The following is a 19,791-nucleotide window of genomic DNA, read 5'->3' on the forward strand; positions in this document are numbered from 1 at the left end:
TTCCCCTCCCGGGTGAACTCCTTCAGGCGTAAAGACCATATTAATTACGTCACTCAACCGGTCAAATCACTTTTGTAAAAATTGATTCGAATTTCCGGAGAAAATTCAAAGAAAACAAAGGAATTTTTGGAAGTTTTTCGGAAGAAATTCCATAAAAGGATTCATGATTTCGTTTTAAGATCCGACAGACTTTCGGACGCAAGAATTAATAATTTATTTCAAAATGAATATTATAAAAATATAAAGTTTTTCTTTTACTTACGGCTTCTTGTGAATATTTTTGAATAACAATTTTGATTCACACAGAGGCGCAAAGACACGGGGGTTTCTTGTCTTTGCGGCAGAGATACGTAGGACTTTAGTCCTGGCGAAGCCAGGATGAGCGCGACTGCGCGAATCCGTAGTAGCTCGACCCGAGTGAAACGAGGGGGCCGCCCCCATTGAGATCGCTGCGGAATGTTGCAAAAAAGTCTATGTTTAGGAAGAAAAAGGAATTCGAATTTAGGGTTTAGAATTTCAAGTTTCTTGCAAATGGAGAAGGGTCGAAAATTTTATCTTTAGATGAGTTCGTATTTTTCTCCTGGAGAATCGGAACAGACCGGTATGATGGTCGGCTTGCCCAAGGCCAAAAAAGGCGCGAGGGCATTGGTGGTCGCGGGCGGAGGAATGAAAGGTTCCTTTGCAGGCGGGGCTTTGTATGCGATCAATCAGGCAGTGCCTTCTACATACTTCGATCTAATTTTAGGAGTTTCTTCCGGCTCCTGCGCGGCGGCTTATTATACGACCGGCTATGAGACGGATCATGCCCATGGTTTGAAAATTTTGGATATTTGGAGAAAAGAGCTCACGGGCAATCAATTGATCTCTTTTTTAAATCCTTTCCGAGGCAAAACTTTTCTAGATCAAGAATATCTAATAGACTATTTGTTCGGAACTAAGTATAGGCTTCCTTCCGAATATTTGGAGAAGAAGGAAACTTCTCCTTTTTATGTGGTGGTCACGAATCTTGCAAAAGCAAGAGCGGAATATGTGAAGGCCACCGCTTCTAACGTTCTGAATTTATTGAAGGCAGCAACTTCTTTGCCTATCGCCACTAGAGGAAAATGGAAATTGGGCGGGCAATATTATGGGGATGGCGGGATCTCGGATCCGATCCCAGTAGAGTCTGTTATCCAAGCGGGTTATAAGGATATTACGGTTGTATTAAATAGTCCCGAGGACGAATTTTCAGATCCGATCCCCGGATTCCAAGGCTGGCTTTCTTATCCTTCTAATAAAAAACTTTCTCATATGATCACTAAGGTGCATCATACTATGTACAATCGTGCGGTCCGTATCATCCAATCTCCTCCTAAAGGTGTAAAGATCAGAGTGATCTCTCCGGATGAATCCGAATTGAGCATGGTAACTACCAGCTCTAAACTTTTGAATCGTTCCGTTACAAAAGGTATGGAAGCCGGACAAAGATTGGTCGCGAATATGATCGCAGAGATCTCCGAACTCAAAAACAAATCCAAACTTTTAAGAAAACTTTGGCTTCCTACGATCCGTCCGGAAGAAGGTAAAGGTTGATCTAAGCGGCTTCCGAAAATCTGATCTTTTTTAGATCTTCTTTTCTTTTTAATTCGGAAATTGCAAAATAATATGCTTTTCGAACGGAATGTTCGCTGAGTCCCAAATACCATCCTATCTTTTTGAAACTTTTTTCCTCAGTTACTGCCCCGCATATTTCGAGTAATTGTTTTCTGGAAATTTTCCATCTTTCTAAATTTTCGAAATGATGGATCTGCATGTTTTGGTAAAGTCTGGAAAGTTTTTCGTTTAGTTCTTTTTTTCTAAGCCAGGATTTTCTTTCTTCTTCTATATCTTTTGAATAATAATCCTTCAGTTTTAGTTTTTTCTTTTTGAGTTTAGAATAGAATAATCTAGATTCTTTTAAATTCAAAGGGACCCTATGTTTTAGCTTGAGAATAAGAGAAGAGATCGGGTCCATTTCGGATAGAATGTTTTGGACCAAACCGGAAGTTTCCTGGGTTTGGCTGAGTATTTCGTTAGTGAACTCCGATCTTGGATCGTAAAATCTTTCGAATCCATCGGACAAAATTTCGCTTCGATTGAGTCGGATCTCTTTTCTTCTTTGGTTCCATATTAAATTTTTGGTATATGTTGTGAAAAACGCTGGGAAATTGGAATATCCTCTTTTTTTGAATAAATGTAATACTTCTTCCGCGTCCAAAACCAGTTTTAGAACGATTTCCGAACAGGAATCTTCGTCCAAATGGTATCTTCCTTTGGCGAGTGCCCAGGCCCAGATCCATGCTTCTTTTAGAAAATTTTCGGAGTTCCCTTCCCTAAAATAGAATTCAACGGAAGAGATCAGTCTTTTGTCTTTTTCGGTGTATTTTTCCATGATCGGATTTCGAAGAAGAAGACCCGATCTTCTACAAATATAAAAATGGAACCGTTCGCCTTAGATCCTAAATCGGGAACTAAGACGAACTTTTTCGTATTTTTTAATTCGCGATCCCTACCGTAAGATTTGCGATATATCCTCCGGTAGAAGAATCCTCAGTGATCGTACATAATTCCAAACTTAGATCCGAACTAGAGTTATTGAATATATTATCATAACAATTTCCCGGAACGGAAGTATTTTGGCCATGAGCGGAATACAGAGAAGTAGTATATACTGTTTTTGTAATATCTTCCGGGAAAGCGATTTGAGAAGTTGCCACAAGCCCGCTATTCAAATATACCTGAAAATGGATATGAGTCACCCTTCCCGCATACCAACCTGGATAGATCGTGGTAAAGTTCACGATCCCGGAACTATCAGTGAGTTGTATTCCTCTGCAAAAAGTTTCTCCTATATAATTTTTGTTACCCAAATATCCGGATTCATTGTATCCTGAATAATATCCGTCCTTATCACAATGCCATACATCCACTCTTGCATTCGAGATCGGATTACAATTATCGTTTATATTCTGGATCGTTAATACAAGACTCAAAGGGATCCCTGTCTTTCCCTCGGTGATATCTTGGCGGAAATAAGAAGAATTAGAACTCAGATCCAAAGGATAAGGGCCTTCCGTTTCGTGTGGGATCAAAGCGCATACGGAAGAATCGGAAACATCTGCAGCATTACAGGAAGAAGTATCCAGAATTCCCTGCAATAAGCCAAGATTAGAAGGAGAACTATCCTTTTGAGAATTACAGGAATTAGCAAGCCCTGTAAAAACGGCACCGGACACGAATATACTTTTCAGAAAATCTTTTCTTTTCAATGCAAACTCCGTATTCTCTCAAATTGAACGAGAGAATGATTTAGATATTTTTTGCATCTAGATAAACCCGGTCGAAGCAGAAGGTTCCCGGAAAAATAGAAGAGAAAGTTTTTTACAAAATAAAAATCATAATTCTTCGGATAACAATGTTCCTTAAGGATGAAAGATCTAAAATGAAACCAAATCCGATTAAATTAGGTCGGAATAAAAAACAAAACCAAGGAACTAACAAACTCCCGCAAGAGACAAACATTATGAAAAAACTAATTTTACATTCTATACTAGCGCTCACCTTAACAGGAGCAGCATTCGGACAACCCGGCGGAGGACCTGGAGGTCCTCCGGGAGAAGATCCATGCAAAACGGAAAGACAAACTTATTGTAAAGACTCAAGGCATGGTCATGAGTCCGATCGTTGTCTTAGAGAATATATTTCTAAATTATCAGAGACTTGCAAAAATCATGTAAACGAAATGATGTCTCGTTTCGAAAAATTCAGATCGGCTTGTGCGGCCGATGAAGAAAAATATTGTAAGAACGTGGAACGTGGACCTGCTCATATGAGATGTATGAGAGAGAATGAAAGCAAGTTATCCGCTTCTTGCAAAGCGGCGCTTCCACCTCCTCCACCTGGAAATAGGATGTAGATATTACGCAGGCAAAATCCCAGGATCATACTCATCCGTAGGTAAAGGAGTGCATCCAGGGATTTTGCTCCAGTCCGGTTCGTCTCCGATATGGCGATACGAATGAGTCCAGAGGATCCTATCTTTCAAAACTAAAAACACAGCAGGCATTCTGAGTAAATGTCTGCCTTGGACCCCGTAAAAGTTTCCTTTTGCAAGTGCGCGTACTGCACTTACCCAAACTTCCGGGCCTGCTAATTCGATTAAATTCCCTTCCTGCACTTGGATCAGTTCATATAAGGAAGCGTTTGGATTTGAGATCGCTTTTGCTTCCGGCCAGAATCTGGAAAAAAATTCTTCTCCTTCTCTCTCTGAGTCCGGATACACAAATAAAATCGGCGGGAATGCGGCCATTTCGGAACTGAAAAGCCTAAGGTCTTCTACCGTTTCTCTGCAAAAGATACAACCAAGATGACGCAGAAAAACTACTAAACTAGGTTTTTGAGGAAGATTGTCCCCGAAACTTAGTCCGGTTAAATTTCTTCCTTGGACCTGGGATTCCAAAATTTCTTTCGGTAGGAATTTCATCTCTCTTTCAAATCTTCTACGATACCGTAAAGGAAATCGATTGCTTTTCTAGTCCTTAGACGAATTTCTTTCTACAATGGATTTGCATCTTATAGACATTATCATCTCTCTTCTGACCCTCACAGCAATGGAAATCGTTCTAGGAATTGATAATATTGTGTTTCTTTCCATAGTTGTTGGTAAACTTCCTAAAGAACAACAGGCAAGCGGCCGCACGATCGGTCTTTTAGCTGCTTTAGGCTTCAGGATAGGTTTGTTATTTACCGTAAGCTGGCTTGCAAGTCTTACAAACGGACTTTTCCAAGTGGGAAATTTTACGGTAACCGGAAGAGATCTGATCATGCTAGGCGGAGGACTTTTCCTGATCGCAAAAAGTACAAGCGAGATCCATCATAAAATGGAAGAAGGTGAAACGGATCTGGATACAGGAGCTTCTCCTTCCTTTTTGAATGTGATCGTGCAGATCATCATTTTAGATATTATTTTCTCGGTAGATTCCATCATTACCGCAGTCGGACTTTCCGGAAATCTGATGGTCATGGTACTTGCAGTTATCATCTCTCTTGTGATCATGCTGATCTTCTCAGGGAAGGTAAGTGATTTTATCAATGAACATCCTACCATGAAAATTTTGGCTCTTTCCTTTTTGATCATGATAGGTGTGATGTTATTCGCGGACGGTTTACATTTCCATATTCCGAAAGGATATATTTATTTCTCTATGGCGTTCTCACTTCTTGTGGAATTCATAAATATGCGGGTTCGTAAGGCAAATCAATCCCCTTAAGAACTCTGGAATTGATACGAGCCTTGCGATTCCAGACCGCCCAGCTCAGATTATAAAGTGGAGAAGACCAGAAGTTCGGAAGAATATTCCCGTTCACTGCAAGTTCCAATACTTGGTTTCTCCATTTTTTATAAAGTTTATCCACCTCTTCCAAAGCTTCTTTAGTCACGGGATCCAGGGAAAAATTCCTGGCTTGGCCGAGGGTATATTCTACTTTTTGAATATATTTTTCCTGCTTCTCCTTTAGCTCAGCACTAAAGATAGAAACCGCTTTATCATAATTTTTCAGACAAAGTCTATATAAAATTTCATGATTCCACCAAAGGGAAGAATCCGGACTGGCACCTGGCTGCACAATATCTCCCTCTAAGAAAGTTTTTCCTGGAATGGAGAATGGAATAAAAACGGATAAAGAAGGTATAGAACAACCTGTCGCCCAAAACTGAGAATAAGCAGGACTTGTATCCAGTTCAGCCACAAAAGAAGAAGTTGTTTGGTTGGGAGAAAAAGGACCTCCCGCATGAAGACAAACGGATCCCATTCCGGACTGAGTGGGAGAATATCCTATACTCTTAGAAGGAAAACCTCCTTGGCTGATGGAAAGAGGAACACTTCCTTTTTCCTTGCCTTCCAACCTTAGGATCTGCATCGCCTCTGCAACACCCAACTTAGAACCGAAAAATTTTCCTCCTCCCGTGACGATCTCTCTCCTAACTTTACATTTACTGAAACTAGTAAATAGAGAATCTGAGAATGCTTCTTTAAAGGAGAAGTTCTCCCCCTTTTTCAGCCAACCTTTTGCTCTTGCAAAATCGATCGCATGCGAATGAAGTCCGTCATAATCGGACTCTAAGGTAAGACCGTTTGAGATCGCATAAAAACCTTTGATCTTCTTCCAAGCCCAATATCTATCTGCAGTTTCCAGAACATAAGCTTCTTTAGGATCGGCGATTATAAAACTATTATGATAGAAGAAGTTCCGATTGGAATAACCGCCGCATGCGTCCTGGCCGAATCTTTCTAGATATTCTATGATCAGATCTCTTGCATCTGCAGCAGTATCGGAACGTTCCAATCCGAGACGTAAAAGATCCATTCCAGTAAGACCGTCATTCTTCTTTTCGATCTTAAGTTTTGTGAATACCGCCTCGTTACCGATCACAACACCTTTGGAATTTGCTCCCATCTCCGCTCCCCACATATGAAGAGGACGAGAGATCAAAACTTCTCTGGATTTTTTAGAACTGGGAACATCTATAAAGGTAAGTCTTTGTTGGCTTTCCTTAGATATTTTTTCAGGATATCTTACCAGACATTGGGGCTCGTTAGGTTCTCTATCCGAATTTTTTCCGAAGATCATTTTTCCGGAAGAAGTAGAATCCGGAGTGGCCACGAAAGTATCACACATAGGCAGGGATACTAACTCCTCTCACAAGAAGAGCAAGATGTTTTTTAGTTTAGAGAACTTCCAAAAGTAGCATAGTCATATCGTCCTTAGGCGGAGAAGAATGTAGTCCGAGAACCGCTTCTCCCAAAGAATCCAAAAATACTCTGCCGGAAAGAGATATATAATCCCGGATCAGATCTAAGAATGCATCGTAACCGAAAAATTCTTTTTCTTCCAAATAAAACTCGAACATTCCATCCGAGAATAGTATGACTCTATCACCTGGTTCTAATAAAATTTCATAATCTCGATTGAATAATTTAGGAAGAGCAAGAAGCACCGTTCCCTTCCCCGTCAATTCTTGGACGGAACCATCCGACTTGATCAAAACCGCAGGATGATGTCCCGCATAAGAATAGGTCAAAGATCTTTTTTCTCGATCCAATCTCATATAAACTGCGGTGATAAAAAATCCACCGATCATAGTCATCAAAGACTCGTGGATCAGAGTTAGACCTTTAGATGGACTTTCCGCTACAGGAGCAGTGGTCTTAAATGCCATTACTGCCATCGCAGAAACCATCGCTGCAGAAACTCCATGACCCGCAGCATCCGCAAAGAAAAAGTCAAGCTCCCCTTCTTTGCCTAGATTCGTTTTGATCAGGTCCCCGCCCACACTTTCCAAAGGTTTAAAATAAGAATAGATCCTAAAATTTCCTGCTTCCGGAAATTCAAGATCCACAAGACCTTTTTGGGTTTTCTGAGCTATTGATAATTCTTCTTCTATATTGATCTGGAATTTTTCCATCTGCACATCCGCTTCTAATAAAGTTTCGAATGTTCTCATTCTAAAACCGATCACAAGCACGGATAAAACACCCGAAGAGATCAGGCCGAAGTAATACATCCCAACATCTATCTTGGGATCTTTCACATGTATTCCTACAAAGAATGCGATCGCTATGAATAGTAGAAGGACCGGAATTAATACCCTGCGATTATTGATAGAAACGCCTGTGCTAAATACAACTAGTATCAATCCGAAAAGGTAACCCAGATACAAACCGTTCACATATAAAAGATAAAATGAATGGATACTCATCACAGCGAAATGGAAGAGTAAAACGGATTCGCAGTATTTTTTAAAATTTTCGAATTTAAAACTTAAGAATAGAGAGATACAGATTAGAGTAACGTGAGCGACTCTAATCCATCTTGGATCGGAGAGTCCCTCGGAAGCAGGATCGCCTAACAATAAACCGAACCCCGCGAAAAAAAGAAAAAGGAACATCGCGAAACGAAATCGCGAAAGAGATTCCTCTGATAAGAATTCTTTTACGCTTGTGATTGCCGGCGTTTCATTTGTTTTGTTGGAAGAATTGTTCCTTGTAGACATCTGGAATTGCCACCGGTTTACCAGTAGAAAAATTAAACCATAACAGCTCCGCTTTTCCAGTCAACACGCATTCCCCTGCTTGGTTCCACATGGAACAAACGATTGAAAAAGATCTGTTCTTAACGGATTCTAATTTTACGGAAATATCAATCGTTTCCGGAAAACGAACCTGCTTTCTATAATCCATTTCAATATGAGTCAGGACCGGTCCGCCTTCCATAGGTTTCTGAGGGGATTCCCAAAGGCCCATATCGTCGAAGTAGGAAGCTCTTGCAGTTTCGAAATATCTTGCATAGACCACATTATTCACGTGACCGAATGCATCCATATCTCCCCAAGCTACTTTTTGTTGAACACTGTACGGGTATTTTTCCGGTTTAGACATAGAGCTAGAAAAATCAAAGGGACTAATTCTGTAAATCAGGACTTCTTCAAAAACTGTGCATACTTCTGAAAGGAATCTTTGTATAAACCCGGTGTAATATATTCTTCCAGACTAGAAAGAAAAACCTCAAAGCCGGACAATAGAGTCACCACTTCTATCTCTTCTTTACCATCGGAAAGAAAAAACGCAGATCTTTCGAATCGAACGGATTGAATATCCTGCCAAAGGATCCTTTTATGTTTTCGGAAAACTCCCTTAGACAAAATTGCATCCTGCTCCAATATAATTCTATAATTCTTACAATAGAGAATAAGCAAGGTTCCTATCGAAAAAAGAACAAAAGACACTAAACACAAAATTGGATCCGGAAAACTGAAGATCCCATTCTTCTGAAAATTAAAATAAGTATCTCCTAAAAGAACAATTGGGACTAGCAAAATTAAAAAGAAACCCGCAAATCTATAAAAGATGGGTAATCTCAAATAACGTTTTGTATTCTTTTGGAGCTGAAGTTTATCAGTATGTTTAATAAAATATTCGAAGGTATATGTAAGAGAAAATGCAAATACGGACCCAAGCACCAAAACCAGGGCCGCTTCTTTCGAGAACCATTCTACATTTATAATATTCATGATCTAAGACAATTGCAGTGGAAGATCTGCTTTATAAGCCGGATTTTGTACTCTTACGAGCGATGATCATTTATCTTGGTCTTTCAGTTACCGAAAAGACTCTTTGCTCTCTACCCGCGGCCCTGCAGAACCAACGATGGCCGCCTATTCGAGATTGCACCCGGGAGGGTTTACATTGCCCGCCTTTTCACAAAAGCGGCGGTGGGCTCTTACCCCGCCATTTCACCCTTACTAGAAAACTAGCGGTATATTTTCTGCTGCACTTTCCATATCCGGTTTCTTACGATCCCGAACTCCGGGAATTACCCGGTCCCGCGGTTCTATGGTGTCCGGACTTTCCTCACAAACTCTCCGAATGAGGGAAAATCCACTCGATCAGAAAAGAAAGCGCGACCATCCGGCAGACCTTCCAAAACGAATTTAGAAGAATTCAATGCAAAGGCTATCTGTTTTTTAATCTCACGCAGAGACGCAAAGCCGTGGAGAAAATCAAACTCTGCGTCTCCACGCCTCTGCGTGCCAATGCAGCTCCGTGTGAAATAAAAATGTAAAAAAAAAGCTCTCTCAATTTTGCAACCTTCTACGCGAATAAACCTCATATTTAGCAATGTCATCAAAAAGCTCTGCACAAAAGCCCCATCCTGGAAGTTCTGAATTAGCCAGAAAAGCGTTACGTTGGTTCGGAAGACTCTATGGATCCTTATTTTATAAAACAGAAGTTTACGGATTAGAAAACGTACCTCAAACCGGAAAGGTCCTGGTACTCTCCAAACACCAAAGGAATGATGATATTCCGCTAGGACTTGCTAAAGCATTATATCATAGAAGAATGGATATTTGGGCGATCATGAAAGATTCCCTCGCCGCCCCTATTTTCATGGACTATTTTCTAAAATGCGGAGGAATTCCTCTCAATAGAAAAGAACCTAGAAAAAGTAAGAACGATCTTCTATTTGCTAAGAAGGTACTAAACGAAGGCAATATGCTCGTGATCTTCCCGGAACAAACCACCATTCCTTATAAAATGGGGAAAGGCCGGCCAGGTGGATTTAGATTCATTGTAGGAAAGCCGGAAGAGCCTTTAGCGGTTCTATGCCTAGGATTGGAATATAAGCCAAGAGGATTCTTGCGTAGGACCAGTTTTATAGTCCGAGCCGGAAAACTTAGACATTTTGAGCCTGATATGGACCATGAAGATTTCCTCCACGATTGTATGCACGAGATCGCAAGCCTCACAAGTCTCAAATACCCATTCGAACAGGCTAAAAAATCAGCAGATCCTGAATTAGAAGAAATTATTGGCTAAAAGCTCCGCGTCTTAGCGCCTCTGCGTGAGTAATAAACGCGACAGTGATGCGAAGGGCTTGTCCGGCTTGCCGGATGAGCGCGAATGCGCGAACCCGTAGCAGCACGTTCCGAGCGAAAGCGAGGGGTCGCCCAAACCTTTAATACCTTCCTAACGGACTGGAAGGAACTCCTTAACACCCCTCCCCATATACAACCGTAAATCTGCCGGATATACTCTCATGCCAGGTTCCGGGAAATTTTCAGGTTTAAGAATAAAAAAATCGGAAAAATCCCAGAAACTTGGCACGGCGTTTGCACTATATTAGACAAAGCCTCGGCTGGGAGATAAAAAGATGAACAAATTAATTAAAATTGCCCTAATTTTAAGCATCTCCACTGCAATTTATGCAGAACCTGAAACCAATGTGATCGAAAGTTCGCTCAAGAACTACACACCGGAGACAGATACCCAGCTGGCAAATAAGCTTACTGCCCTCGGAAGCCTAAAACAAAAAACCAGGGACTACGAAGGTGCAATCGCTTTTTACGACCAGTCCTTAGCAGTGAGAACAAAAATCGGCGATAAAGAAAGCTCCGGATACGCTCTGGTTCTTTACCTGAAATCAATCTCCGAATTCCGTCTCGGCAAATCCTGCCAAGCCTTAGAGAACATTAAAGAAGTTATCCATGTATACCAAAAGATTGGTGACCTTGATTCCGCTCTTCACGCAGAGGAAGAAGGTCTTAAAAAATACCAGGAAGCATGTAGCCTGGCTTTTGCGAAACAGCCAAGCCTGACTCTAAACAAGGACTAAGAAACGCTAGGAAATCATCCCATCTCTAGTTCTAACTTCCCTGGTCCGCCCCTTTCGGGGCGGGCGCTTTTTTTGATTTGACTCTGATTTTTTCCATCCTAATCTTACAGGAATTCCTGGGTTGGGATGACTCCCTTTCTTTCCCGTCCAAAAATACGTTTCTTTCCTTTTTTCAAACGCATATTGTATGCTATAGTCAAACAGAGAGAAGCCAATAAATAAAAATCCGCGGAGGCTTTACATGAAAATCGTTTTTAATTGGAAAAACTTGGATCATTCCGGAACGGCAGAAGATTATGCCGAAAAAAAATTAGAACGAGTCTCTAAATACATACAAAAGTTAGTTTCGATGGAAATTTCATTCGAACAGGTGCACGGGTTGATCAGCGCTAATTTAAATTTAGCCGCGGACGGAAGTAAATTTAACGCACAACACGAAGACAAAGACATTTATTCCTGCATAGACGGCTTAGAAGATAAGATCGTAAAACAAGTAAGCAAACACCACGATAAAAAAGCCGCTCATTGATGGACCAAGACAGGAAGTACGAAGAAGCGATAAAACATTTATCCGAAGGAGAGTTCGAACTCTCTAGGAATATATTCGACTCCCTATTGGAAGAAGATCCGGAAAACCCCGAGTATGCCTCGGGGTTTTATATTTCCTCTTTCTGGGATCATAGAATAGACAGGATCCATCTCACAAAAGAAGGAAGAGAACGAACGGGGCTTCTATTGGAATTCCTGAAAGACTTCGATTCTGTTTATAAAAGTAAATCATTTCCGAAAGAACTCTCTTATCATTCTGCGATGAGTTCTATCCTGCAGGAAACCACCGACCAAGTTCGGATCGCTCTCAGAAAAGAAGGGATACAATCTCTTTCTCCTGGACTGATCGCAGAACTCGCCTATAGACTTTTACTTGCAGAAGATACGGATCTTGCCTCCGAAGTTCTCCGAGATTCTTCCGGACTAGAAAGATTTTCCCCTGAGTTATTATTTTTCAGAGCGGAATGTACCTACTTAAGCGGACAACATTCTCAAGGACTTTTGCTCTATAGAGAGGCTTTTCTAAAAGAGCCCAGCGCTATCCGACTGGAATCCGTTCGTTCAGAGCCTATCTTCTCCGCGATACAAATCTTAAGAGAGGAATTCAAAGAAGAAGGTGAACTGAAAGAAGCATTGCCTGTTCTTCTTCTAGAAAGAGGAGTGTTCAAAGAGATCCGCAAGATGAGCGATAAGGAACTGGAAGCGTATCGCTCCGAATTGTTTAGACTCCGAGATTCTTTGGGTCTCCGAAAAGGTGGAACCGAATTTAAAGTAAAGTGCAGAATGATCCAACTCTGCTGTGCACTTCTCGACTCCAGAACTTCTATTCTGTATGGAGAAGTGGCCCAGGAAGCAAAACGTATCCTGGATTCTTTAGACCCGAACTTATATCATAAAAGACTGAAAGTTTGAGACGCTGAGAGATTATCGAGGCGCAGTGCTTATTCTCACGCAGAGACGCGAAGACGCAGAGAAAAATTTTAGGGCTGACTAATGCCTAAAAAACTCAGCGACTCTGTGCCTCTGCGCCTCTGCGCCTCTGCGCCTCTGCGTGCTAAACCGCAGCTTTAAAAATTACTTAGAAGTTGATTCCAGAACGTGGCGGATCTCTTGAGCCGTTCTATAATCACCCTTTTCAATAAAGTACTGCTCTAAAGAACCTAATGTCTTGGAAGCTTGGGGATTTTTAGAGATCTCAAGAAGATGACGTGAATTCAGATCCACATCCACTCTTGCGGAAGAAGGAAGATCCACGAATTCACGGTCTTCGCCTACGGTGAGAGTTCCGGATCTTTCCGCCAAACTTGTTTCGTTGGAAGAAGAAAAGCGGCCTACCGTAACTGCGAGAACTAGGATTGCGAGAGCTGCGCTGAGGGAGTATTGGAAAGAACGGTTCCAGACAAAACTGCGGGAGAACTTGGACCAGGAGGTTTCTTCGTCGAATCGGACATCTTTGAGTAGATTCGTGAGTCGAAGATCAAAGTCCTTGGAGAGGCTGATATCCTTCATTTGTTCCGTTCGCAGTTCAGATACTGCTCGAACCAAAGAATTTTCTAATTTGACATGATCCGGATCTTCCTTCTGAAAAATGGAAGAAAATCCGAACTTTGTTCCCTGCTGTTTACTTGTTTGTTTTTCCATACCTTACTACCTAAAAAAGCCTTCGCTCTTCCCATCTTTCATAATCAGATGTTTCAAAAATTCCTTTGCCTTAAAGAGCCGGCTTTTGACTGTTCCGATATTGGTTCCGAGGATCTCTGCTATTTGTGAATAGGACATTTCCTCGAAATACCGGAGCTCGATGACTTCTTTGTATATATCCTCGAGTTCGTTGATTTTGTTGATTAGATAGTTGCTCTCGTCGGAAAGTTCTACTTTTTTTTCGAAGCTGACACGATCGTCAGTGACCTGGAATTCGGAGTCATCCATGGAATTCTCCCTGGCACGTTTTCTTTTGGCCAGAAGGTCCTTGGATTTATTGACCACGATGCGGTAGAGCCAGGTATAGACCCCGGATTCTGCCCTAAAATTGCGTATGGAGCGATATCCAGAGATCAATGCGTCCTGGACGATATCCTCTGCGTCATCCCCGTCTTTTACCATGGAGACAGCTTTTCTGTATAATCTTTCCCTATAAGGGCCGGTAAGCTCTATGTATGCTTTGTCGTCCCCTTCTTTGATCCGTTTTAGAAGTTGGATTTCTTTTTCTCTTACGGTTTGTTTGCGTTGAGGATTGTCGGTTTCGATCATTAGAAGCCTTTACGACATAGGTAGGCTCTTTGCCGGCCTTTGCAATAAAAATATGACGTAAGGAATTTTGCGCAACCGTATACGATTAGGATTTTAACCTTCTAGGGAAAGATTGATGAGTATAAGAGACTCTGTCAGTTCTAAAGGATCTCTAAAACGTATCCCGTATAAGAACTTTCGTTTTGAATCCACCTGCTTTGGGATTTTCCAAACTACGTCCCCTAAAAATTCCAAACGTTTGCCGGTCCTTCTTTCGATGACCGAGCCTTCGATCGGAATGGAGCCCGGCAAATCTTCGCCGCTCATTAATATACAAATTCCTGATTCGGAAATATTACCTAGTTTACCTTCTAACGTGATAAGCCCTGAATCCACCTGCACGATATACTCGTCGAAATCTCTGGGATAAAATCTGGGACTCCTAGGTTTTTGGCCGGGCTCGCTCATCGATAAGGGTTCAAATTAGAAACGAATTCGACAAGTGTCCAGCGTTTTACTTTTTTCAGAAGTCGAAGTAGATAAAAGGGATCTCTCCGTCCGGACTTAAGATCGCAAAGCAAAATGCGATCAATGGATAAAGAGAAAATTCCAACCAGACTGGGATCTTGAACTCCTTTCCTTTTTCGTAAATAAGCCAACCAAGATAATGTCCAATGATCACACAAAGTATAGCCGGGATACCTTGCTTTAACATATAAGGTCTAAGTTCTCCGCTTTGGTACACATACATTCCGTGTATCATTTTCAGAGCGGATTCTATATTTGCGGATCGAAAGATCACTCCGAATGTGACCGCCACTGTACTTGCATATAAAACTCTAACAGGGGTTAACGCCTTATCCCAAGAATCCGGAATTGTCAGGTTCGGGAACCATTTCGCTTTCCATTCTTTTAATACGGATTCTATTAATAGAAATCCGCCTTGGATGGAACCCCAGATGAGGAAGGTCCAATTGGCTCCATGCCAGATCCCGCCTACAAACATTGTGAACCAAACATTGAATCTATGACGGAATAACCCCACACGATTTCCACCTAAGGAGATATACACATAATCTCTGAGCCAAGTGGAAAGAGTGATATGCCATCTTCTCCAATGTTCCGTAACGGATTGGGAAATATAAGGCATTCTAAAGTTTTCGGGTAGCTCATAACCTAATAGAAGCGCTGCAGAATATGCCATATCGGTATAACCGCTGAAATCGCAATAGACCTGCACCCAGAAAAGAAATGCACCTAACCAAAGCGCTTCCGTAGAATAAACATCCGGGTTTTTAAAGATGAGATCGGCGATCGGAGAAATATTATCCGATAGTACAACCTTCTTAAAATATCCCATTAGAAAATAACGGATCGCTTTTCTGAATGGGATATCTTCTATCTTCTTCTCTGTTTGTAATTGAGGTAAAAAACTTTTAGCGGTTACGATCGGTCCAGCTACCAACTGAGGGAAGAAGGAGACGAATAACGCAAATCGTATGAAATTTTTTTCGGAAGGGATTGCTCCTCTGTATACATCAATAGTATAACTCAAACTCTGGAATGTATAAAATGAGATCCCTACAGGAAGAACTATTTTAAGAACAGGAAATAAACTTTGGAAGCCTAAAGTATGCAGTAGTGCGTTCAGGTTCTCGCTTAAAAATCCGTAATATTTAAAAAATCCTAAAATGAATACAAGATTCAACACCAAGCTGATCACGATCATTCTCTTGCGGAAAACTTGGTTCTTGGATTCGAAGATCAGATCCGCTAAAAAGAAATCGATTAGTGTGGATAATAAGATCAACCCGCCGAATTTCCAGTTCCAGCTCATGTAGAATATATAACTCACGATGAGCAGGAAGATATGGATAAGAGATTTGCGTAGTTTTGGCTCCGGAATAAGCGCCGGTAAAATATACCAATGGGTTACGAATACGAATGAGAAAAAAAGAAAAAATTCAAGCGTGGGAAAGATCACGTAGGTTCCCTAAATAAAACGGGCATCCGTCTTTCGGTCCAGAAATACCGAGACTGGAACTAGGTCAAGGGATTCTCTTTCCTTTATTGGATCCCTTTAGGGCAGGAATTTTTCAGTCAAGATTTTGCCCCACAAAAAGGAAGGGAGAATGTAAATCTCTTGCAAGATTTTTTCCATACTTTATTCGTAGTTTCGCATTCCATTCATATAAAGGAGTTCCGTTTTCAATGGTGAAAAACGTATTAAAAAAAATCATCCTGACCTTGGTACTGGTAGGAGCTAGCTTCGGTTCCTTAGCGAACTGTTTCGGAAAATTTGCACTTGTAAGAGTTTTCTACAATGCTAACGACGGGATCAATGTAGGCGGCGGCCTTCTTGCTAAGATCGTAAAAACGGTTCTATTCTATATTCCTTTCGGATTTTTAATGGCAATCGGCGGATTTATCGACTTTATTCTTTTCAACCTGATCGAGTTCTGGTCCGGAAGCAACCCGGTAGGACTGAACGAGTATGATAAAGAAGGAAGATACGCAAAATCTTTCGAACAAGACGGAGAAAAACTGACTTTGGTTTATACTGAATTCGGTTCCAGATTGGATCTGACTGCCGTTTCTAAAGAAGGAAAATCAGAAACCCTTACTGCTTTCCGCTCTCAACCTGGAAAATTTTTCGTAGAGAGAGAAGGACAACTTTCAGAGATCGAAGTTACTTCTCAATCAGTAGGGTCCCAAGTGATCTTAAAACTGACTGAACAAGGTAAATTAAAATCTTCTAAAGTAGTAGAAGCTCAAAGTTTACAAGACCTTCAATTGAGAGCTTCCGAATCTCTCTAATCGGTATAAATGATCCGTCCTCAAAGGGCGGATCATTTTCCTATATATCTACTCTCTATTTTTAAAACAGAATTTTTTCCAAGCCCACGTTTCGCAAACCATCTAGGATTTGCTTCCACCGCATACATTACCTTTTGTGTGGAATGATACAGAACTTGTGTTTGGTTCGGTGCCATTTCGTAAACGTCTACGAGTCTCTTGTCTTTTGAGAAATAACCGATACTCAAAGGGATTAAAGTATTCTTCATCCAAAAAGATAGATGATCCTCCGTAGGAAAGATGAAGATCATTCCTTCATTCTCCCCTAATTTTTTACGGAACATCAATCCTCTCTGTCTGGACTCATCCGTATTTGCAACTTCCACAAGGAGAGCGTGCTCTCCTATATAGATGGTGGTTTTTTCTAAGTATAGAGGAGAATTATATTCTCCCCAGCCCGCCATCGGAAGGCAGAACAGAAAAAATAGAAATAAGAATCTGAAAGTTTTCATGGATCCTTAAAAATTAGGAGGACGTTTTTCTAAGAATGCTCCCATTCCTTCCTTGGATTCTTTTCCGGAGAATAGATTGGAAAATTCTTTTTTCTCCAATTCTTGTCCCTTGGATAATTGCATATCCAATCCATTTAGGATCACTGATTTTGCGGTGGAAACCGCAATAGGCCCTTTTTTCAAAATGGATTCCGCAGTCGCTTTCGCAGTGGAGATCAGATCTTCTCCGTCTTTAACAAGTTTGTTTAATATACCGATACGATATGCCTCTTCTGCACCGATCATATCTCCCGTGAAGATAAGTTCTGCAGCTCTTCCGTATCCGATGAGTCTCGCAAGCCTTTGGGTCCCGCCGAATCCGGGGATCAAACCTAAAGAAACTTCAGGGAGTCCTAATTTTGCTTTTTCAGAACCTATACGGATATCGCATGCAAGTGCAAGTTCCAATCCGCCGCCCAATGCGAATCCGTTCACTGCAGCAATGGAAACGAGTCTGCTTTTTTGGATACGATCGAATGCGTGTTGTCCCAATGTGGCGAATTTTTCGGCCTCGCTTGCCCCCAAATCCTTCATTTTAGCGATATCCGCACCCGCAACAAACGCTTTTCCCTGTCCCGTGATGATTAACACATGGATTAACGGATCTTTTTCTAAAGTATAGATCGCGCTTGTTAATTCGCTTAATAGTTCTTCGTTTAATGCGTTTAACGCGGAAGGACGGTTGATCTCTAAAATCGCCAGTTTGCCTTCTTTTTGCAAATGGATCAGTGATTCGCTCATGTATTTACTCCATCTCGATGATCAGGAAAAGTGTGTCGTCTTCGAATTCAGCGTCCCCAAAGAATGCGGAGAGTTCGACTTGGACGGCTTCTTTAAACTGTTTTAAATCGGTAAAAGACTTATTTCTGTTCAGGATTTCAATTAGGCCTTCACTTCCAAGCTGTTTTCCTTGCGGATTTCGATTCTCTATCAATCCATCCGTATATAAAAACAACCTTTCTGCAGATTGGATCGGCAAAGATACAAGTTCTGCGATCGGCCTTTTGATCCCGAATCCTAATATACTTCCAGTAGTTTCAATTTCTCTAAAGTCGTTCCCGTTTTGGGAATGCATCAGATAAGGATGTCCCCCGTTCGCAAAATGGATCTCTTTGGAAATAAAATCGAAAAATATATAAACCGCAGAAGCGTGATGTGATTTGAACTGCCTAAGAAGTGTCTCATCCAGATATTCCAATAGCCGGACCGGATGCAGCTTTAGACGATAAGGCATGGTCGCTACCATAATTTTAATAAATGAAGCGACTAACGCGGAGGCGATCCCATGGCCCGCAATATCGGTTAAAAAAACCCCGGTATTCCCTTCCCTTAATTGTATAAAATCGTAAAAGTCCCCGCCGATCTCGTTAGGAGTGGATCTAAATACCTCGTATTTAAAACCTTTGATGCTTACATCTTCCGGAAATAATGTCTCCTGCACTTTTCTGGCAATCTGAAGTTCATGCTGCAAAAATCTATATTCCGAATCCAGCTCGGAAGATATACGGACTAACCTTCTTACGATCACAACAATCGTGGTCCCGATCAAACTTAAGATCAGATAAACCACATCCGGAACGAATAGAACTAAAGGAAATCCTGGAAGAGAGCTATTCTTGAGTTTGAAATAAATAAACCCAAGGTGCAATACTATGGAATAAGTAGCAGTTAAGAAGCAGCCTTTTACCTTGAGGCGGAACATTTGGAATAGGACCAAAAATCCGACAAGTAAGAAGTAATTATTATAAAGTTGTAAACTATGAAGATCATCGAAACTGTAAAAGGATTCGTTCAAGATCAACATTACCAAAAAGATAATGCTAAAGTTTGTACCGTGAATGATAGCAGGAAGATATTTTCTTTGGAAAGAAAGCACCAGGCTTAGAATATTTAAGCTCAAGATCAGCCCGAAATAGATGGTCCCGTGGGGGGAATTTTGTATCTCGGGAATTAGAGCTAAAAAATAAACTAAGAAGTGCAGAAAAAAAGCAAGACGAATGAATGACTGATCGATACGGACGAAGTCTTTCCATGCGCTTACTTCCCTGTAATTAAACTCGGTTTCCAGAAAGGACCAAGGGTTGAGTATTCCAGCTTTTTTATTGGATAGATTCATCTAATATAAATTCGTAAATTTCCGATCCGTTAAATCTGATCTTCATGTTGAAGCCTGATTTAAGATATCGATCTAATTTTTCCGCCAATTCCAAACCTTCTTTAGAATCCTTAATATTAGAATAATAGAAAGCGGATGATTTTGATTTATAGTTATACGGAAATCTTTCGTTAATCAGTAAAGTTACGCGAAATCCGCCGGGCCTTGTCTCTAAAACGATATGACTCACATCCTTACGATTCAAGATCCTCTCATCTATAGGAAGTTCCCAAGGATTGGTCACATCCGAAAAGATCGAGACTCCATAAAGAAACAAAGCGGCTATACATAACAAGAAAGAAGTCCGAGCAAAATTGCCGG

General features: G+C 41.1%; 23 protein-coding genes and 1 other RNA gene. 8 read left to right on the forward strand and 16 right to left on the reverse strand.

Going from position 1 to position 19,791, the window contains the following annotated elements:
• Positions 1-561 precede the first annotated feature (561 nt).
• On the forward strand, positions 562-1,572 hold the full coding sequence (locus EHR06_RS09390) for a patatin-like phospholipase family protein (protein ID WP_135756769.1): 1,011 nt from the start codon (positions 562-564) through the stop codon (positions 1,570-1,572).
• Between the two features lies 1 nt (position 1,573).
• Here the strand turns inward: EHR06_RS09390 and EHR06_RS09395 are convergent, their stop codons facing one another.
• Positions 1,574-2,410 (reverse strand): RNA polymerase subunit sigma-70, encoded by an 837-nt coding sequence (locus tag EHR06_RS09395; RefSeq protein ID WP_244288557.1) that lies wholly within the window; start codon positions 2,408-2,410, stop codon positions 1,574-1,576.
• 103 nt (positions 2,411-2,513) lie between these two features.
• Complete coding sequence (locus EHR06_RS09400; RefSeq protein ID WP_135756770.1) at positions 2,514-3,287, reverse strand: intradiol ring-cleavage dioxygenase; 774 nt, start codon at positions 3,285-3,287, stop codon at positions 2,514-2,516.
• Between the two features lie 254 nt (positions 3,288-3,541).
• Between EHR06_RS09400 and EHR06_RS09405 the strand changes: the two genes are divergently transcribed.
• Complete coding sequence (locus tag EHR06_RS09405) at positions 3,542-3,934, forward strand: hypothetical protein (RefSeq protein ID WP_135756771.1); 393 nt, start codon at positions 3,542-3,544, stop codon at positions 3,932-3,934.
• Positions 3,935-3,937: 3 nt separating this feature from the next.
• Here the strand turns inward: EHR06_RS09405 and EHR06_RS09410 are convergent, their stop codons facing one another.
• Positions 3,938-4,501, reverse strand: coding sequence for a SelL-related redox protein (locus EHR06_RS09410; protein ID WP_135756772.1), 564 nt, complete (start codon positions 4,499-4,501; stop codon positions 3,938-3,940).
• A 76-nt stretch (positions 4,502-4,577) separates the two neighbouring features.
• Here EHR06_RS09410 and EHR06_RS09415 point away from each other — a divergent pair, with 76 nt between their 5' ends.
• Entirely contained in the window at positions 4,578-5,288 is a 711-nt protein-coding gene (locus tag EHR06_RS09415) for a TerC family protein (RefSeq protein WP_135756773.1), read from the forward strand.
• On the opposite strand, the gene EHR06_RS09420 is transcribed toward EHR06_RS09415, so the two are convergent.
• The 5 genes from EHR06_RS09420 to rnpB form a co-directional block, all read right to left on the reverse strand.
• Positions 5,248-6,696, reverse strand: a complete 1,449-nt coding sequence (locus tag EHR06_RS09420) for a peptidase C69 family protein (protein ID WP_135756774.1) — start codon at positions 6,694-6,696, stop codon at positions 5,248-5,250. The two genes, EHR06_RS09415 and EHR06_RS09420, sit on opposite strands and share 41 nt — an antisense overlap.
• A 49-nt stretch (positions 6,697-6,745) precedes the next feature.
• The gene (locus EHR06_RS09425; protein WP_244288558.1) at positions 6,746-7,930 is read right to left on the reverse strand and encodes a PP2C family protein-serine/threonine phosphatase; all 1,185 of its coding nucleotides are present in this window, start codon (positions 7,928-7,930) and stop codon (positions 6,746-6,748) included.
• A 103-nt stretch (positions 7,931-8,033) separates the two neighbouring features.
• A complete protein-coding gene (locus tag EHR06_RS09430; protein WP_086446347.1) occupies positions 8,034-8,456 on the reverse strand; it encodes an acyl-CoA thioesterase in 423 nt (140 codons plus the stop codon).
• 35 nt (positions 8,457-8,491) lie between these two features.
• Positions 8,492-9,088 carry a hypothetical protein gene (locus EHR06_RS09435; protein WP_135756776.1) on the reverse strand — a complete coding sequence of 199 codons (597 nt, stop codon included), beginning with the start codon at positions 9,086-9,088 and terminating at the stop codon, positions 8,492-8,494.
• A 17-nt stretch (positions 9,089-9,105) separates the two neighbouring features.
• Positions 9,106-9,497, reverse strand: an RNA gene (rnpB, locus tag EHR06_RS09440) — RNase P RNA component class A.
• A 198-nt stretch (positions 9,498-9,695) separates the two neighbouring features.
• Here rnpB and EHR06_RS09445 point away from each other — a divergent pair.
• From EHR06_RS09445 to EHR06_RS09460, 4 genes are all read left to right on the forward strand, one after another.
• Entirely contained in the window at positions 9,696-10,394 is a 699-nt protein-coding gene (locus EHR06_RS09445) for a lysophospholipid acyltransferase family protein (protein WP_135756777.1), read from the forward strand.
• 334 nt (positions 10,395-10,728) lie between these two features.
• A complete protein-coding gene (locus tag EHR06_RS09450; protein WP_135628546.1) occupies positions 10,729-11,190 on the forward strand; it encodes a tetratricopeptide repeat protein in 462 nt (153 codons plus the stop codon).
• 241 nt (positions 11,191-11,431) lie between these two features.
• Positions 11,432-11,719 (forward strand): ribosome hibernation-promoting factor, HPF/YfiA family, encoded by a 288-nt coding sequence (gene hpf, locus EHR06_RS09455; protein WP_086446306.1) that lies wholly within the window; start codon positions 11,432-11,434, stop codon positions 11,717-11,719.
• Complete coding sequence (locus EHR06_RS09460; RefSeq protein ID WP_135756778.1) at positions 11,719-12,651, forward strand: hypothetical protein; 933 nt, start codon at positions 11,719-11,721, stop codon at positions 12,649-12,651. The genes hpf and EHR06_RS09460 overlap by 1 nt, the downstream gene beginning before the upstream one ends.
• A gap of 162 nt (positions 12,652-12,813) precedes the next feature.
• Here EHR06_RS09460 and EHR06_RS09465 read toward each other — a convergent pair whose 3' ends face one another.
• The 4 genes from EHR06_RS09465 to EHR06_RS09480 all read right to left on the reverse strand — a co-directional run bounded on the left by EHR06_RS09465 (position 12,814) and on the right by EHR06_RS09480 (position 15,952).
• Complete coding sequence (locus EHR06_RS09465) at positions 12,814-13,380, reverse strand: LIMLP_12425 family protein (RefSeq protein WP_135756779.1); 567 nt, start codon at positions 13,378-13,380, stop codon at positions 12,814-12,816.
• 6 nt (positions 13,381-13,386) lie between these two features.
• Positions 13,387-13,989, reverse strand: a complete 603-nt coding sequence (locus tag EHR06_RS09470; protein ID WP_135756780.1) for an RNA polymerase sigma factor — start codon at positions 13,987-13,989, stop codon at positions 13,387-13,389.
• Between the two features lie 93 nt (positions 13,990-14,082).
• On the reverse strand, positions 14,083-14,436 hold the full coding sequence (locus EHR06_RS09475; RefSeq protein ID WP_100722852.1) for a PilZ domain-containing protein: 354 nt from the start codon (positions 14,434-14,436) through the stop codon (positions 14,083-14,085).
• 55 nt (positions 14,437-14,491) lie between these two features.
• Positions 14,492-15,952 carry an MBOAT family O-acyltransferase gene (locus tag EHR06_RS09480; RefSeq protein WP_135756781.1) on the reverse strand — a complete coding sequence of 487 codons (1,461 nt, stop codon included), beginning with the start codon at positions 15,950-15,952 and terminating at the stop codon, positions 14,492-14,494.
• A gap of 227 nt (positions 15,953-16,179) precedes the next feature.
• On the opposite strand from EHR06_RS09480, the gene EHR06_RS09485 reads away from it, so the two are divergent.
• The gene (locus EHR06_RS09485; protein WP_135756782.1) at positions 16,180-16,785 is read left to right on the forward strand and encodes a DUF3332 family protein; all 606 of its coding nucleotides are present in this window, start codon (positions 16,180-16,182) and stop codon (positions 16,783-16,785) included.
• 32 nt (positions 16,786-16,817) lie between these two features.
• Here EHR06_RS09485 and EHR06_RS09490 read toward each other — a convergent pair whose 3' ends face one another.
• The 4 genes from EHR06_RS09490 to EHR06_RS09505 are packed head-to-tail and all read right to left on the reverse strand — an operon-like array spanning position 16,818 to position 19,765.
• On the reverse strand, positions 16,818-17,276 hold the full coding sequence (locus tag EHR06_RS09490; RefSeq protein ID WP_135756783.1) for a DUF192 domain-containing protein: 459 nt from the start codon (positions 17,274-17,276) through the stop codon (positions 16,818-16,820).
• Positions 17,277-17,282: 6 nt separating this feature from the next.
• The gene (locus EHR06_RS09495) at positions 17,283-18,056 is read right to left on the reverse strand and encodes an enoyl-CoA hydratase-related protein (RefSeq protein ID WP_135756784.1); all 774 of its coding nucleotides are present in this window, start codon (positions 18,054-18,056) and stop codon (positions 17,283-17,285) included.
• A gap of 4 nt (positions 18,057-18,060) precedes the next feature.
• Positions 18,061-19,431 (reverse strand): PP2C family protein-serine/threonine phosphatase, encoded by a 1,371-nt coding sequence (locus EHR06_RS09500; protein ID WP_135756785.1) that lies wholly within the window; start codon positions 19,429-19,431, stop codon positions 18,061-18,063.
• Positions 19,415-19,765: a hypothetical protein gene (locus EHR06_RS09505; protein ID WP_208757770.1), complete on the reverse strand. Its 351-nt coding sequence runs from the start codon at positions 19,763-19,765 to the stop codon at positions 19,415-19,417. Before EHR06_RS09505 ends, EHR06_RS09500 begins: the two co-directional genes overlap by 17 nt.
• Between the last annotated feature and the right edge of the window lie 26 nt (positions 19,766-19,791).

Source organism: Leptospira dzoumogneensis (assembly GCF_004770895.1).
GTDB lineage: Bacteria > Spirochaetota > Leptospiria > Leptospirales > Leptospiraceae > Leptospira_B > Leptospira_B dzoumogneensis.